This is a genomic window from Candidatus Erwinia haradaeae (assembly GCF_900698955.1).
In the GTDB taxonomy this organism is placed as follows: domain Bacteria; phylum Pseudomonadota; class Gammaproteobacteria; order Enterobacterales; family Enterobacteriaceae; genus Erwinia_E; species Erwinia_E haradaeae_G.
In genome coordinates this window covers 791,107-807,687 of record NZ_LR217720.1, presented here as the reverse complement: position 1 = coordinate 807,687, position 16,581 = coordinate 791,107, and the positions used below count along the sequence as shown (strand labels likewise).

Genomic DNA, 16,581 nt, shown 5'->3' with positions numbered 1-16,581 from the left:
GATTCTCATAAGCATAAATATATATTGCAAATATAAATTAAATTTAATAAAGCTGCGAAAGCCCACAATTATACACTAGAGTTTCTCTCTAATGCTAACACAAAGAAGTAAAAGAGGTATGAAATGAATCGCGCTGTGATTACTGGCTTGGGCATTATTTCTAGTATTGGCAACAACCAAGCAGAAGTGCTAGCATCTTTACGTGCAGGTCGCTCTGGGATTAATTTTTCACAAGAGCTAAAGGATTCTGGGATGCGTAGTCATGTATGGGGTAATATTAAATTATCTAAAAAAGATATCGCATCACGTATTGAGCGTAAATCTTTACGTTTTATGAGCGACGCCTCTATTTATGCCTTTTTGTCTATGCAAGAAGCGATCCAGGATTCTGGATTAAGTGAAGCAGAGTATCAGAATAATACACGTGTGGGGTTAGTGGCTGGTTCAGGCGGAGGTTCTCCATTTTATCAGGTAGCTAGCGTAGATGGCATGAGATCCAAGGGTTTACGAGGAGTAGGTCCATATATGGTAACCAAAGCAATGGCTTCTGGCGTCTCAGCGTGTCTAGCAACACCATTTAAGATTTATGGTGTAAACTACTCTATTAGTTCTGCTTGTGCCACCTCTGCACATTGTATTGGTCATGCTGTTGAGCAGATTCAATTAGGTAAGCAGGATATTGTTTTTGCTGGTGGAGGTGAGGAATTATGTTGGGAGATGTCGTGTGAATTTGATGCCATGGGTGCGCTCTCAACTAAATATAATGAAAAACCAGAAAAAGCATCACGGACGTATGATGTGGGGCGTGATGGTTTTGTCATTGCGGGTGGTGGTGGTATGGTAGTGGTTGAGGAACTCAGTCACGCTATTCGTCGTAATGCTCATATTTATGCGGAGATTATAGGTTATGGCGCGACATCAGATGGACTAGATATGGTGGCTCCTTCCGGAGAAGGAGCAATGCGTTGTATGCGCATGGCTTTACAGGGGGTATCTTCAAGGATTGATTACTTAAATACACACGGAACTTCAACATTGATCGGCGATGTAAAAGAACTAGATGCCATTCGTGCTGTTTTTTCTGAGTATCAACCAGCTATATCTGCTACTAAAGCAATGACCGGTCATTCACTAGGCGCCGCAGGTGTTCAAGAAGCTATTTATGCACTACTCATGCTAGAATATGGTTTTATCGCACCAAGTATTAACATTGATATACTAGATCCAGCAGCGGAGGGGTTAGACATTATTACCTCTACCTCTCAGCGTTTATTAACTACAGTTATGTCTAATAGTTTTGGATTCGGCGGTACTAATGCTACATTGGTGATGTCTAAATTAGATGATATAATGCAAAATTAGTTTGCGTGATGTCATGCAATCAATTCAATGCCTGTGGTCTTTCTTCGATATTAAATAGCTCAAGATCATGAGGAGATTATGCATGATATGTTTGGTCTATATTAAGTGATAAAAACTTTATTGTTTAGATATTATAATGATATTTAGTTCATATAGCAGAGATTGCGGATCAGGTTCTTAATGTGAACTTTACCTACCGTATTAAACTAAAAACATTTTAGGAAGAATTTTTAATATATATTTAGTCTGGTGGCGCTAGTATGTTGGTCAATATTCCATCTTTGATGAATGGATAGTATATTTTTAAGGTGTTATTGAGTTTATATCTCATAGTGATACGTATTAGCTATGTTCTTGATTAATTCTATTTTACAGAAAGATACTAGCGTATATTGCGATTTTTATCGGTATAAAATCTTTTTTAGTTTTGTCAAATACTTTAAGATTATCAGGGATTCTGTACATGTAAGGATTTTATGCGTATTGGTTGTTGTATCTTTTGTGACAAGCATGGTTTTAAAAGATATGAAAGATAAAGATACACGATACAACCATATGTCACAATTTGGTAGGTTGTGGTAGATAGGATTTATCAGTCCGCTATTCTATACATTAGTCACTGTGTCTATCATTAAAAGAATTTAATAAAAAGGTTCTAACATTTAGTCTCTAACACACACTACCAGTGTAGTGCTAATTTTACAATTGTAAAATTTTTCATAAAAGATCAGTTTTTATGTAGTTGTACTCAACATAAAGAAAGAAGAAATATGCTGCGAATTTTTCTGTGAAGTATTATGCATAATCTGAGCTTGATACCGCGATTCATGCATTCTAATAGCGATATCAGCGAGATAATGTAAATATATTTTATTTTATATTTTTTGCAGATATACAGTTTAGAGACTAAAGAAAATATTTTTATATCGCAGAAAGTATAAAATGGTCTTTTTACCACATAGTACTTTCTGATTTTTTATCATGAATAATTTTGATCTAGGTATAGTAATATAATTAATAATTATTGCTAAGTGTTATAGAAGGACGACATATCTTAGAACTGTACTTGTACTGTATATAAGAGGGTAAATAAAAAGCATAAGAGTGAGAGACTTAAAGTGGTAATCTGTATTTAGAGGTATGATATATAATGCATACTACAACAATTCTTAGTACGTGATGTCTTTTTGTTAATTTTTAATGAGATGTTGTGTTTATATTGTATAGAATGCATGTGGAAATTATCATATTACATATGATTCTAGTATGTGCGTGACCAATAAGAATTTAGTGCATTTATTTGCAACAACATTTTATATCTTTCAGAAGGGCACAAAATCATGCTTGCTGTATTGCGCGTTTTTGTTGTGATTATTTATTCAGTGCTGGTGTGTATTTTTGGTTGTATATATTGTTGTTTTTACAAACCTCGAGATCCGCGGCATGTATTCATTTTTAGTCATTTATTTGGTCGCCTGGCACCAGTTTTTGGGCTAGAGGTGCAATTACGTAAACCAGCAGGATTGCAAGATTATCAAAATGCGATTTACATCTGCAATCATCAAAATAATTTTGACCTTATTACCGCATCTAACATGTTGCAACCAATGACTGTTACTGTGGGAAAAGCAAGCTTACTATGGATACCTTTCTTCGGGTTGTTATATTGGTTAAGTGGTAATTTTTTAATTAATAGGAAGAATTACACTAAAGCGTACAGTACTATGATGGGGTTAGTATCTCAATTTCAAAAAAAGAAAATATCGTTCTGGATTTTTCCAGAAGGAACACGTAGCTATGGACGTGGTCTCTTACCATTTAAAATGGGTGCATTTCATGCTGCTATAGTTTCTGGTGTTCCCATTATACCAGTAGTAGTATCTAACACGCATCATAAAATAAAACTTAATCGATTCCGTAATGGTTTAGCGATTGTTGAAATGCTACAGCCAATTGATACAACTAGCTATCATAATTACTCAGCACGTAAGCTGGCCCTACATTGTCGGGAGCTTATGCTAGCCAAGATAGATGCATTAAATGCTGAAGTGACGATATATGAAGCAAATTGGCGTCGCATTCCTTAAATACATTAAAAAGTAATATTCTTAAAGAGATGTATTAATATCAATAAGAGAATTAATATCCCCACCGATTCAATGAAAACTCTATTAATACACACTAGATAACATCGTGCTTTTAAAACATGATCTTTCTATTTTTGTTATAATGAGTCACAGTAGCGCATGCCACAGATCATAATTGGTGATTGTCATATATTGGCAAAACGAAGATTATATAAGTAGAATTTGATCATTGTTGCTTTTTTGCACGAAATAATAGTATACATATTGTATTTTACAAGAAATTGAACTTTTTATACGCAATCAGTATGTATTCAATTAGTAGTAATGTTAATTTATCGTTTTGGTGTAAAGTTTGTATAGAAAAATATTACTACTATATGATTAGGTCAGTACAGGTTATGGAGTATTAATACATTTCTGATATAAATATTTTAGAGTTCTATATATATGATGTATATATAGGTAGCTACATCCTTCTGTAGGAGTTGGATATCTTATGTTTTCAGTGAGATAGAATAGATTCTCACTTGAATAAATCTTTTATTGTTCTAGATCGGAATATTTTATGTACCTAGAGTAGATAAAACTTGTAGTGTGTTAAGTATTTTTAGCTCTATTTTTAGATTGTGAGTCTGTCTAGATACGATTTTTTCATTTTTTCAGTCATATTTGTAATGGATATATTACCTTTTGATCACGATGATATCAATATTTTTTGACACTATTATAAGACGTAATAGTATTTCTTAGTATTCTTTTTGATATCAAATGATTATAATGGTCTTGTTTTTTATATCGATACTAATAGATAAGTTTTTGCATCACTCAGAAGGATCGGTGATATCGCAATATTGCTTCGACTATCGTTGTTATTAATCTATCATCCTTCAATATTTCATGAATAAAAATAAACGAGAAGAGTAGATAAATTATAGTTGAGACATTAGAACAAAACAAGATCATATATTTTTCAAGAAAAAATACTATCGTAAATTTCACAGCTTCGATGCATTTCTCTTTAATGGTATTTAAATGAAAGTATCTATCTAATAGATGCTGGTATTAGAGGTCATCACGAGTGTCTAGTCTGAATACTTTATAAAATATACATTTAGAACAAATATATATTATAGGTAGATGCTAATAAATATCAGGTAATGATTAGAGTTTGTTCATGATTTATTTATGATATTATGATTTATGCTTTTTATTTATATTCTAGAATTTTGTTCTATCTTATAAATACAAATTTAGTATGATGTAGTAGTGACGGCATTACTATGTTAATAGATCCTTGTCTTGCAAGACGCAGAGTATACTTAAATATATATTTTCCAGCTTATTATGCAAATTAATTATTATTATATAATAATATATTTATATATAATAATGGTTATGAGAATAATTATTATTAATACTCTTTAACTAGTATATTTTGTAATTTATACTGTTTTAACATTATTAGAAGCTTTAGTTTATCGTATAATGTGTACGCTTGTTTTTTGGTTTTTAGATTTTTTATATTATAGTACTACTTAGACATAAACTATTATGTAATTAGTAATATTGAAGAATTTTGATTTTTTTAAAAAGTGCCTGTCATTTATGGATAGAGTGTTAAGCATTTTACTTTGAGTAGTAAATTGCATAGGGACATTACCTTGAATAGTAAATAGAGAAAATACATACATACGGTTTTTGTATAAGAGTGGAATTTTAAGACAAGATTTAGAGTTAATAGCAGCATATTATTTAGTGAGTATTTTATTACTGTATGTAGTACACTACATTAGTAGATAGATATCTATTGATATATAATCAATATTAAGCATGTATGAGATAAATAATTTTTTAATTTAGCATTGATTCATATCATTCTGATAAAGAAACGCAGAATCAATAGTATTGATTACATCAAGAATAAAATATTATTTTTATTCGTATATATGACTTTAAGTCATCATCTTTAATTATTACGTATTTTTATTGATTTTCTTTGTACATGATCGGTAAAATATTATCTTATATGACTGATATTGAATAATTTTATACAAAAGTAATTTATATTTTATTTTTATTTAAAGTACTATATTACATGTAACATAAAACTAATAATATTTTATTTTTATTTGGTGTTATATTAAATAATTTTCTTATATTTAATTAAAATCAATTATATAATAGATTATTAATTAGTAATTTATATTTATTGTATTATATATTATGATGATTTTATCAGTTCATAATTTATTCGTATTTTATATCAATGACTATATAGTCATTTACTAGAATTGGTAAAAAATAACAGGTCAAAGTTGTATCAATTATTAAATAATATTTTAGGTATATTTTTCTGTCAAAGAGTAAACGACATCTATAATTTGTTCTACAATATATTACTAATGTATTTATTCTTATAAAGAATATACTAGTATGATCCCAGCATATGTCGCGTTAATGTTTTTAGATGTTAATAAAATTGAGCCGCTTTTTAATAAGGGTAAGAAGAGACCTTTGAATCACTCTATCAATATTTGTATATATTTTATACCTTAAAAGGAAATGTAAGAATAATGAGACAATATCATCCTATACGTCGAGCATTGCTTAGCGTATCTGATAAGGTCGGTATCCTTGAATTTGCCAAAGGGCTCTCTAACCGTGGTATTGAAATATTGTCTACTGGAGGGACCTCTCGTTTACTATCTGCTTCTGGTCTATCGGTTATTGATCTTTCTGATTATACTAATTTTCCAGAAATGATGAATGGACGTTTGAAAACACTGCATCCTAAAGTACACGGTGGTATTTTAGGGCGACGTGATCAAGACCATCGTATCATGACAGAATATGGTATTCTACCTATCGATCTCGTCGTTGTAAATCTTTATCCTTTTCATACGATAACATCACATGATGCTTGTACTCTCAGTGATGCAATAGAAAACATTGATATTGGCGGTCCAACAATGGTGCGTGCGGCTGCTAAAAACTATAAAGATGTTGCTGTGATAATTACCAATCATGATTATAGCCGCATTCTTTTAGAATTAGATCAGAATGATAATGCTCTTACAGAGCATACTCGCTTTCTTTTGGCAAGCAAAGCATTTGAATATACTGCCTTGTATGATCATACGATTTCAGATTACTTCAAAAACATATCTTCAGGACATAAGAAAAAAAGTATGGAATTACCAGAAGAACTACCACATCATCTGCATTTAAATTTTACTAAAAAACAGAATATGCGCTATGGTGAAAATAGTCATCAGTTAGCAGCGTTTTATATACAAGATAACATCGTAGGATCATCAGTATCTTCTGCACAACAAGTACAAGGTAAATCTTTGTCATATAATAATATAATTGATAGTGATGCTGCCTTGGAGTGTGTAAAAGAGTTCAATGACCCCGCTTGTGTTATTGTTAAGCATGCTAATCCTTGCGGTGTTGCTTTAGGTGATACTATTCTGGATGCATATCAGCGTGCCTATCACGCTGATCCAGTTTCTGCTTTTGGGGGTATTATTGCTCTTAATCGTGATTTAGATTTCATTACTGCGAAGAAAATTATCAGCCAACATTTTGTAGAGGTCATTATTGTTCCTTTTGCGAGTGACGCTGCTTTACAAGTGATCGCTACTAAAAAAAACATACGAGTGTTAATTTGTGGAACATTGCAGAAACGTCCGATAGGCTTAGATGTAAGAAGTGTAACAGGAGGGGTGCTAGTACAAGACCTCGATGTTAGGTTGGTAGGTGAAAATCAATTACGTACTGTAAGTCAGCGTGTAGCAAGTAACCAGGAAGTACGTGATGCGCTTTTTTGCTGGACAGTGGTAAAGTTTGTCAAATCTAATGCTATTGTTTATGGATGTAATACCATGACAGTGGGTATAGGTGCAGGTCAAATGAGTCGTATTGATTCAGTACGGATAGCCGCTATCAAAGCGGCTAAAGCAGGATTGGAGATTTCAGGGTCTGTTGTGATGGCGTCGGATGCTTTCTTGCCATTTCGTGATAGCGTTGATGTTGCTGCTGACATGGGGGTAAGATGTATCATCCAGCCAGGCGGCTCTCTTCGTGATAGAGAGATCATAGATGCAGTGAATGAACACAGAATGGCAATGATTTTTACAGGTGTGCGTCATTTTCGGCATTAATAGAGATCTAATAGGTGTTATTTAATAAAAACGCATAATATTTTTATATTGATGTGTTTATATAAAAATATAGCGAGAGATGGTCATGTGAGTAATGTGGAGTCTGTACCACTTTTACTTCAGGCGTATGAGGGTATTTGATAGAATCGTGATAAGTAGTTAATTAGAACAGATTTTAGCATACGCCACTATTCTTAATCTCCATGTAATGTGTTAAAAATATACGATGTTTGCATATACTATAATTCTATATTTGTTACTATCATTCATAATAATTTTTATACACATTAGTTTCAAAAAGTTGATAATCTTTAGCGTGTATTAAGTTCAATGCATGGTACAAAGACAGATATCATCAGAGATGAATGAAGCATCGGCGATGAAAGAGAGAATAGTTGATTAGTAAGACTTTTGCATGATGATATGATCGTATTCACTGGATGAAGTAGAATCATTCTACGCTGTAGAGCTATATAATTACAACGAGTGTAAAATGAAAATTTTAGTAATTGGTAATGGTGGTCGTGAACATGCATTGGCGTGGAAAGTATCTCAATCAAAGTTATCCACAAGTGTATTCGTTGCTCCAGGTAATGCTGGCACTGCGCTCGAGCCCATGATAACGAATATATCTATTCCATGTCATAATATTCCAGCATTATTAGACTTTGCAATGACTAGGCAAATAGATCTCACTATTGTTGGTCAAGAAGTACCATTAGTGAACGGTATAGTAGATGTTTTTGATAATGCTGGATTAAAAATCTTTGGTCCCACTAAATCAGCAGCATTGCTAGAAGGCTCTAAAGTATTTGCTAAGGATTTTTTACTACGACACAATATTCCAACAGCCGAATATCAACATTTTACTGAAGCAGGATTAGCATTAAGTTACATACGTAAAAAGGGTGTACCCATTGTTATTAAGGTAGATGGGTTAGCTTCTGGAAAAGGGGTCGTTGTTGCTAGAACATTAGAGGAAGCAGAAGCTACTATTAAAACTATTTTAGTAGATAATGCATTTGGAAAAGCAGGTCGTCGTATTATAGTAGAAGAATTTCTCGAGGGTGAAGAAGTTAGCTTTATGGTTATGGTAGATGGTAAAAATATTTTACCTATCGCAAGCTGTCGGGATTATAAGCGTGTCAGTAATGGTGATATTGGTCCTAATACTGGTGGCATGGGAGCGTACTCTCCAGTTAAAATAGTGACAGAAATAATGCATCAGCGTATCATGGATGAAATTATCTTTCCCACCATACACGGGATGATTTCTGAAGGTTATGTCTATACTGGGTTTCTTTATGCAGGTTTAATGATTAATACAAATAATCAAATTTATGTGATTGAATTCAACTGTCGTTTAGGCGATCCCGAAAGTCAACCTATGCTGCTACGTTTACGATCTGATTTAGTGGACCTATGTCTGGCGGCGTTAGAGGGAAAACTTAATCAGAAAGAAATCCTTTTAGATCCTCGTCCAGCAATAGGAGTGGTGCTAGCTACTGATGGCTACCCTGGAGTCTATATGAATGGTCATAGGATTCATGGTTTACCACTGTCTCTTCCAGGAGTAGACTGGAAAGTTTTTCATGCAGGTACTGCAATGCAGGATGGAGTGATAGTAACAAATGGTGGTCGTGTAGTATGTGTTACGGCATTAGGAGAAGATTTTACAGCAGCGCAAAACTTTGTTTATAAGTTAGCTAGTAAAATTTCTTGGAGCGGTAAGTTTTTACGTACGGATATTGGGGATAGAGCTATCCAATGTACATAGTACATTAATTCTATCTGTATTTTTTCAACAATGTATCACTACAAAAATGTGATTTATATACGATAATTGTAGAGACAATGTCTTATAGAGAATATTGAGGGTGGTGAAGTGATTTATTTTATAAAATTTATTATCCAATAGATATTTTATTGGCATCTAGAATACAAGAAATATCATATAATTATTTTTTAAAAATAGGATTTTGTCTATGCGATGGCATTGTTATGCCATGTATATTTAATTTCACATATATTAGTAGAAGCTAATACTTCTTAGATATTGTTATATATTGATTAATCAATAAAATTTATATTGTATATAATTTAAGATAAAGACTGCAAGTAGCGACAAAAAATTTACATGTGTTGTACATGCGCATTTATATCTTTATTACTAAACTATCTCGTTATAATCTTTAAATAGATATCACATATAAATGTGATGTTATTATATGCATAAGATAATAAAGTAATATGTTTCATGATAGAATGATGGTGATCATTACATCCCTTCTAAGTGCTAGATTCAATTACAATTGCATAAATATTTACCCCACTTATAGAATGTTGCGACCGTAGTATATTTCGCGCATCTCTTTCCACAATAGATTAGTAATACGTTTGTGTTCTTTTGCACAAAGATCTTCCATTTTGGTATTAAAAAGATAATGCTTAAGGTCAAATTTTTTCAGAATCATTTTTGTATGAAAAATATTTTCTTGGTATAGATTAACATCTAGCATATCATGCATAGCTTTCATATCATCTGACATAAAGTTTTGTATTGAGTTGATTTTATGATCAATAAAATGTTTTATCCCGTGAACATCACGGGTAAATCCACGTATGCGATAATCTATCGTAACAATATCAGATTCGAGTTGATGAATTAAGTAATTTAGTGCTTTTAATGGTGAAATGACACCGCAGGTAGATACTTCAATGTCAGCACGAAAAGTACAGAGTCCGCCTTCAGGATGACTTTCTGGATAAGTATGTACACAGATGTGGCTTTTATCAAGATGTAAAAGAAGTGAGTGCGGTAATGGACCAGGATTTTCAGATATATCAATATCGTGTAGATCTATGAGCTCTTCGCTTACTAACATGGTGACGCTGGCGCCTTGTGGTTCATAGTCTTGACGTGCAATATTTAGTACATTGGCACCGATAATGGTGCAAGTTTTGCTTAGAATTTCTGTTAATCGAGTGGCATTATACTGTTCATCAATATATGCAATATATCCATCGCGTTCTGATGGAGTGTTAGCGTAACATATATCATAGATACAAAAACTCAGGCTTTTGGTTAGGTTATTAAAGCCATGTAGTTGTAACTTTTGCAATTTTATTTTTCCTTAAATCCCAGTGAGTCTTATAGCATATTTAATAAATATTGCGGTAGTGCAAAACTATTGGCATGGATTGCTGGATTATAGTAACGGAATTTTAATTTTTCCTTTGCACAGCGATCTTTTGCAGTTAAGATATCTGTTTGATTGAGATAGGGGTAATTACTGGCTAAAGCAAAGATCATAATACCACCATAGTAAGTTGGGATAGCAGCTTGGTAGAAGTGTACGTTATTAAAAGAATCCTTTAATTTTTGATAGATCTGTATTGTTTCTTTATTTTGTAAAAAAGATACGCCATTTTGTGATGCAAAGATTCCATCATCATTTAAGCATTTTTTACATTCCTTATAAAACTCTATACTAAATAGATTTTTTCCTGGTCCAGTAGGATCAGTAGAGTCAGAGATGATAACATCAAATTTCTGATTAGTTTTTTTCACAAAATTAGCAGCATCATCTAGTATCAGTGTTAAGCGTGCATCTTTATAAGCACCGGCGCTGTGATTTGGTAAGTATTTTTTGCATAGTCTTATTATCTGTTCATCTATTTCAACCATTGTGATTCTTTCGATCATTTTATACCTACTCACTTCACGTAGCACGCCACCATCTCCACCACCAATAATGAGCACACTTTTTGGTGCGCCATGAGTGAGAAGAGGGATATGCGTGAGCATTTCATGATAGATGAATTCATCAGATTCTGTTGTTTGTACTATGCCATCTAGAGCCATAATATGACCTAGGGCATGATTTTTAAAAATGATTAGATCTTGATGTTTTGTTTGAATGTGACATAGGATGTGATCAATCGAAAAATACTGCCCTAATCCAGAATAAAGTTTTTCGTGCCATATATTATTAGCGGCCATTTATAATTTATCCTTATCGTATGAAGAGTATGGAAGGTATTCATTGAGTACTAAGAGTTGAAAATGAATGGATTTATATACATGTTGACTAACATAAGTACGCATGAATGTGTTTTTAATATAAGCAATTTTATTGTTTTGTACCTTGGATCTTATATATCTAAACATTTCTCTTGTGTGTTATTTGTACTAATGGCATTGTAGTAGAAATCTTCACATCTCTTGTATTTTAGCATATGACATTTAATTTTATGCAATACTAAGAGCTATATTTATAACAGTTTATCCTGATCGTTAAATTATACACAAAGATTGTGGGGTTCATAAAGAATGATGCTGCTCTCGCGGGACATTTTGATTTATTTTTCTATAGTTATTGAATTTTATATATTTATTTAGATCATTATAGATGGATAGGAAGGGCTCTTTCTCTACAAGACCACTTTTTTAATTCTCTTTTTGTGTGAAAGACAACACAGTGAACATAAGAGATAATAGATGTTATGTGCATAGAATATGTGATCAACATGCTGTACTCTTGAAAAAAGAGGAATGATAGATATATCAAAAGTATACATTATACAGTACAAATAAATTGTACTTATGTTATGCATATCTACGAGAACATCTATTCATATTTTTTATGGAATGTGATATAGATTACATTTCTGTTATATAGATCCGTATCTCTATTCTTTTTGATATCAGCGCTTATACTACAAATTATAAGTGTGGATGATGTGAGCGTCATATATCGTTCCTACATCCTCAAGTTAGTATATATATACATTGCTAGTATTAGAGGAAGAGAAATATTTATGATAATTCTTAATTACAACATGAACATATTGATAGTCTTTTACTACATATAGGAAAATTTTTATTAATAAAAATTATTTTACACTATATTATAAATCCGTTGTGCTTACTATTATATTACACGCATTCTTTATTTGACTTACTATACTCAACAGTAAGTACAGATATTCTCTTGTCTCGTAGAGTATTACTGGGCGTAATACGATAGCTATCACGCTGATAATCTAAGGTTAGATAGTGTTTTTATATTGTCTATTTCAAGATGGATTGTTAATGGAGTTGAGAACACTGGGAACTTTCTATATTAAAAGTATATTCGTATAATAACCATAAAGTTGGCATAGTACAGTCATACTGACATGCAGCATGAGCTCACTCGCTTGTGTATAATTAACATATGGAAGTTGATCGATCATAATGTTTTCATAAAAAATAACAAGAAGGAACTGGACGGGCGATAATGCTACGAGTGTCCATTCGTATTGCTTCAATAGTTACTTCTATAATGTCTGTGACACGGTAAAGAACTATATTTTTAATTTTTACGACGCCGTGGTCATGACTACATATAAGTTCTTTTCGTATGTGATGTATAAATGAAGATGGAATGAAAGCTACTGCTCCATTTTCTTGCAAACGAATGCGTACGCCGCCTCTAGAGATATCAATCACTTCTGCATTAAATTTTTTTAAACTACCAACTATTTTTTGAAAAAAACGTAAGTATAACCAATCATTGACTTCTCTTTCAGCCATACGATGTTGTCGCCGACGTTCGGATATTTTCAGTGTTAGAGTGTCTGTCGGACAGATACCATCCTCACCTTTGATGATAGCTTTAAGCAAGCGATGGTTTACCATATCACCGTACTTACGGATAGGAGATGTCCAAGTAGCATAAACTTCGAGGCCTAGGCCAAAATGTGGACCTGGGGTAGTTTTTAGTTCCGATAAGAGCTGAAAGCGCCGTATACGACTGCTTAGAAATTGTGTGGGCTGGGAATCTAACTGACGGCGTAAGATACGAAATCCATCTAATGTGGTGATCGTAATTGAATCAGTACTTATACCGTAATTAGCCAGCATTGCAACTGCTTTTGCAGCATGTGTCTGATCAAATCCAAGATGTACATTGTATATACCAAATCCAAATTTATCACGCAATAAGCGAGCAGCGCAGGTATTTGCGAGAATCATAGCTTCTTCAATAATGTGGTTCGCGACACGTCGAGGCTCAGAAATAATATCCAACACTTCACCTTTTTTACCTAATAAAAAACGAAACTCTGGACGCCCTTTACATAACAGGGCGTTTTTTTGTCGCCATTGGTTTCGTGTTATGCATAGGCGGTTTAGAAGAGTCAGCTGTTGAGCAATGATTACATCAGGTGGTTGCCAGTGACTTTTTTGATTATCTTCTAACCAATCAGATACATGGTTATAGACTAGTTGACATCGAGAGGTGATCCATGCAGCAAAGAATTGTACGTTTGTATCAGGTACACCATTAGAAGCGATTATCACGCGGCACGCTAATACAGGTCGTTTTTTTTGTGGGCGCAGAGAACAGAGGTTGTTGGACAATTGGCGTGGCAACATAGAAATATGCAAACCAGGTAAGTAGTTAGTAAAAGAGCGCTCAGAAGCCACTTCATCAATCATACTATCAATAGATATGTAGGCGGTAGGATCTGCAATAGCAACGATGAGTTGGAGACGGCCATTGCCGATATCTTCTATATATAATGCATCATCAATATCTTCAGTATGAGCGCTATCAATAGTAATAAATGGAGTTTCTGTAAGATCGTGACGCACCAGTTGTTCATCGAGCATTTTTTGCGGCGTCTCTAGCTCTGGGTCTGTACGTGCCAGATTATAACGCGCAAGTGTGACCCACCATGGAGCAAAATTATTTGTATTAGTAGTAATAAATTCAGTGATTTCAGCGCAGAATATGTGATTTCCATTAAGGGGGTGATGGTGCATCTCTGCCACTGCCCAGTCTCCCTCTTGTAACGTGGATTGCGTAATATTCTTACTGATATTACATGGAATAGCTTGTTTAAGCATGGGTTGGTCTGGTATGATGAATATCTTTTTGTTTTTTTTCTGGACTTGTCCAATAAAACGTGTTAAGAAGGGTTGGATAATCTTTTCTGGATGGGCAACCTTGCGCTCTTTATCATTCTGTACATGATTTTGAATTACGGCTACCACTCGATCACCGTGCATAACTTTTTTCATACATTGAGGTGGGATAAAGTAACTTTTCTGTGTGTTGACCTCTAGAAAACCAAAACCTTTTTCATTTTTTTTTACTATACCCTCCACATATTCAGTGTGAGAGCGGAGTGTATTTTTTAAATGTATGAGCGCTGGGTTATTTTGTAGCATGATTTTAATATATTTGAGTTATTAGAAAAAGAAAATAGTATTAATTTTTAATTATCGTTAATTATTATCGATTTTTATTTTATATGTATATTATCATATCTTTTATTTCAAGAGTGTAAGAATATATTATTTTTTTGTTTTCTTCATGTCTTGTACAGGGTAAGGCTATTAAAAAAATTTTCATCATCATGTACATTGCAGATAATATGATTAAATTTTTAAATGTAAGGTTATAGAAATAAATGATAGTATGTTTATGTGTTCAATAAAATCGAGTACTTTTAGATAAATAATATTTTGAATATTTTCATATTAGTGGTAAGACTAAGATAGACAATAAAATTAAACACCTTATAATACTACGGATGAGAAATATTATGCTACTTCTAAGATAGTAGTTTGTGATCTCTTTTAGAGTTCACTATGTAGTAGATAAAATATTTTTAGAAAAATTATAGTTAGCACCATCGTGTTTTTGCGTTTTTTTTATTTTAAAAACATTATGTTCAATATAGAAACAAGCAGAAAAAATTATTTATATACATGCTGTGTAGTTGATTTAAGATTAAAAAATTAAAAAGTATAGCTATATTTGTTCGTTAATATTATTTCATGATATCATGAGTATGATTATAAGTATTCAGTATTACGAAGAACCATTATTTCTGTGTACAGTTATGGCACCATCGTACTTCACTTCAATAATGTTCCTTGCCTCAGCGGTTTAAGTGTGACTTATCATGAGGCTAAATCATCCATAGGGAGCTAATCTATGCGTCATTATGAGATCGTTTTCATGGTGCATCCTGATCAAAGTGAACAAGTATTTAGTATGATCGAGCGATATTCAGATATTATTACGTCTGCAAAAGGTCTAATACATAGACTGGAAGATTGGGGTCGTCGTCCACTAGCTTATCCCATTCATAAATTACAGAAAGCTCACTACGTTTTGATGAACGTAGAGGTGTCGCAAGATATTATTGATCATCTAGAAAGTCAATTTCGCTTTAATGACTCCATTATTCGTACTATGGTAATGCGCATGAAGAAAGCAGTGACCGAACCATCACATATGTTAAAAGTAAAAGATGATCGTAGGGAGCGTAGAGAAGATTTTTCTAATGAAATATCTCATGATATAGATATTTGATATACCGAAGAGTAGTAATAGTGTGTGAAAGCTAATTGGAGTATTTTGTCTGGTGTAGTGCATAGAGAACCCAGAAGGATCGTTAGCCCTTCTGGCATCGTACACTGTCAATTTTTACTAGAGCATCATTCGGAAAATATAGAAGCTGGTTGTAATCGGCGAGTTTGGTGTTGGATGCCGGTGGTGATGAGCGTTCCAGTACCACAAGAGATGCCTGAATTTATTATAGTGGGTGCACGGTTAAGGGTTTATGGTTTTCTTTGTTGCCATAAAGGTCGTAATGGATTACATAGAATTGTATTACATGCTAAAAATATTGAACTTATAGAATCTGGAGATATAAATGGCACGTTATTTCCGTCGTCGTAAATTCTGTCGTTTCACTGCTGAAGGAGTTCAAGAGATTGATTATAAAGATATCTCTATGCTCAAAAATTATATTACAGAAAGCGGGAAAATTGTACCAAGTCGAATTACAGGGACACGCGCAAAATATCAACGTCAGCTAGCTCGCGCGATTAAACGAGCGCGTTATTTATCCTTTTTACCATACACTGATCATCATCAATAAATAACTACACCATATATTAGCCC

General features: G+C 33.1%; 10 protein-coding genes. 7 read left to right on the top strand and 3 right to left on the bottom strand.

Translation table 11 applies throughout. The annotated features are described in order from the left end of the window. The first annotated feature begins 123 nt into the window (after positions 1 to 123). The 4 genes from fabB to purD all read left to right on the top strand — a co-directional run bounded on the left by fabB (position 124) and on the right by purD (position 9,392). The gene (fabB, locus tag ERCILAFE3058_RS02560; protein WP_157989885.1) at positions 124 to 1,362 is read left to right on the top strand and encodes a beta-ketoacyl-ACP synthase I; all 1,239 of its coding nucleotides are present in this window, start codon (positions 124 to 126) and stop codon (positions 1,360 to 1,362) included. Positions 1,363 to 2,702: 1,340 nt separating this feature from the next. Next, the gene (locus tag ERCILAFE3058_RS02555; protein WP_157989884.1) at positions 2,703 to 3,449 is read left to right on the top strand and encodes a 1-acylglycerol-3-phosphate O-acyltransferase; all 747 of its coding nucleotides are present in this window, start codon (positions 2,703 to 2,705) and stop codon (positions 3,447 to 3,449) included. Between the two features lie 2,573 nt (positions 3,450 to 6,022). Then, entirely contained in the window at positions 6,023 to 7,615 is a 1,593-nt protein-coding gene (gene purH, locus ERCILAFE3058_RS02550; RefSeq protein ID WP_157989883.1) for a bifunctional phosphoribosylaminoimidazolecarboxamide formyltransferase/IMP cyclohydrolase, read from the top strand. A gap of 493 nt (positions 7,616 to 8,108) precedes the next feature. Further along, on the top strand, positions 8,109 to 9,392 hold the full coding sequence (gene purD, locus ERCILAFE3058_RS02545; protein WP_157989882.1) for a phosphoribosylamine--glycine ligase: 1,284 nt from the start codon (positions 8,109 to 8,111) through the stop codon (positions 9,390 to 9,392). Between the two features lie 556 nt (positions 9,393 to 9,948). Here purD and speD read toward each other — a convergent pair. The 3 genes from speD to ERCILAFE3058_RS02530 form a co-directional block, all read right to left on the bottom strand. Continuing rightward, the gene (gene speD / locus ERCILAFE3058_RS02540; RefSeq protein ID WP_157989881.1) at positions 9,949 to 10,737 is read right to left on the bottom strand and encodes an adenosylmethionine decarboxylase; all 789 of its coding nucleotides are present in this window, start codon (positions 10,735 to 10,737) and stop codon (positions 9,949 to 9,951) included. A 29-nt stretch (positions 10,738 to 10,766) separates the two neighbouring features. Further along, complete coding sequence (gene speE, locus ERCILAFE3058_RS02535; RefSeq protein WP_157989880.1) at positions 10,767 to 11,618, bottom strand: polyamine aminopropyltransferase; 852 nt, start codon at positions 11,616 to 11,618, stop codon at positions 10,767 to 10,769. 1,242 nt (positions 11,619 to 12,860) lie between these two features. Then, positions 12,861 to 14,834 (bottom strand): exoribonuclease II, encoded by a 1,974-nt coding sequence (locus ERCILAFE3058_RS02530; protein ID WP_157989879.1) that lies wholly within the window; start codon positions 14,832 to 14,834, stop codon positions 12,861 to 12,863. A gap of 772 nt (positions 14,835 to 15,606) precedes the next feature. Here ERCILAFE3058_RS02530 and rpsF point away from each other — a divergent pair. The 3 genes from rpsF to rpsR are packed head-to-tail and all read left to right on the top strand — an operon-like array spanning position 15,607 to position 16,558. Then, positions 15,607 to 15,987, top strand: a complete 381-nt coding sequence (gene rpsF / locus ERCILAFE3058_RS02525) for a 30S ribosomal protein S6 (protein WP_157989878.1) — start codon at positions 15,607 to 15,609, stop codon at positions 15,985 to 15,987. Positions 15,988 to 16,011: 24 nt separating this feature from the next. Further along, on the top strand, positions 16,012 to 16,356 hold the full coding sequence (priB, locus tag ERCILAFE3058_RS02520; protein ID WP_157989877.1) for a primosomal replication protein N: 345 nt from the start codon (positions 16,012 to 16,014) through the stop codon (positions 16,354 to 16,356). Continuing rightward, positions 16,331 to 16,558, top strand: coding sequence for a 30S ribosomal protein S18 (gene rpsR / locus ERCILAFE3058_RS02515; protein ID WP_157989876.1), 228 nt, complete (start codon positions 16,331 to 16,333; stop codon positions 16,556 to 16,558). Before priB ends, rpsR begins: the two co-directional genes overlap by 26 nt. The last annotated feature ends 23 nt before the right edge of the window (positions 16,559 to 16,581 follow it).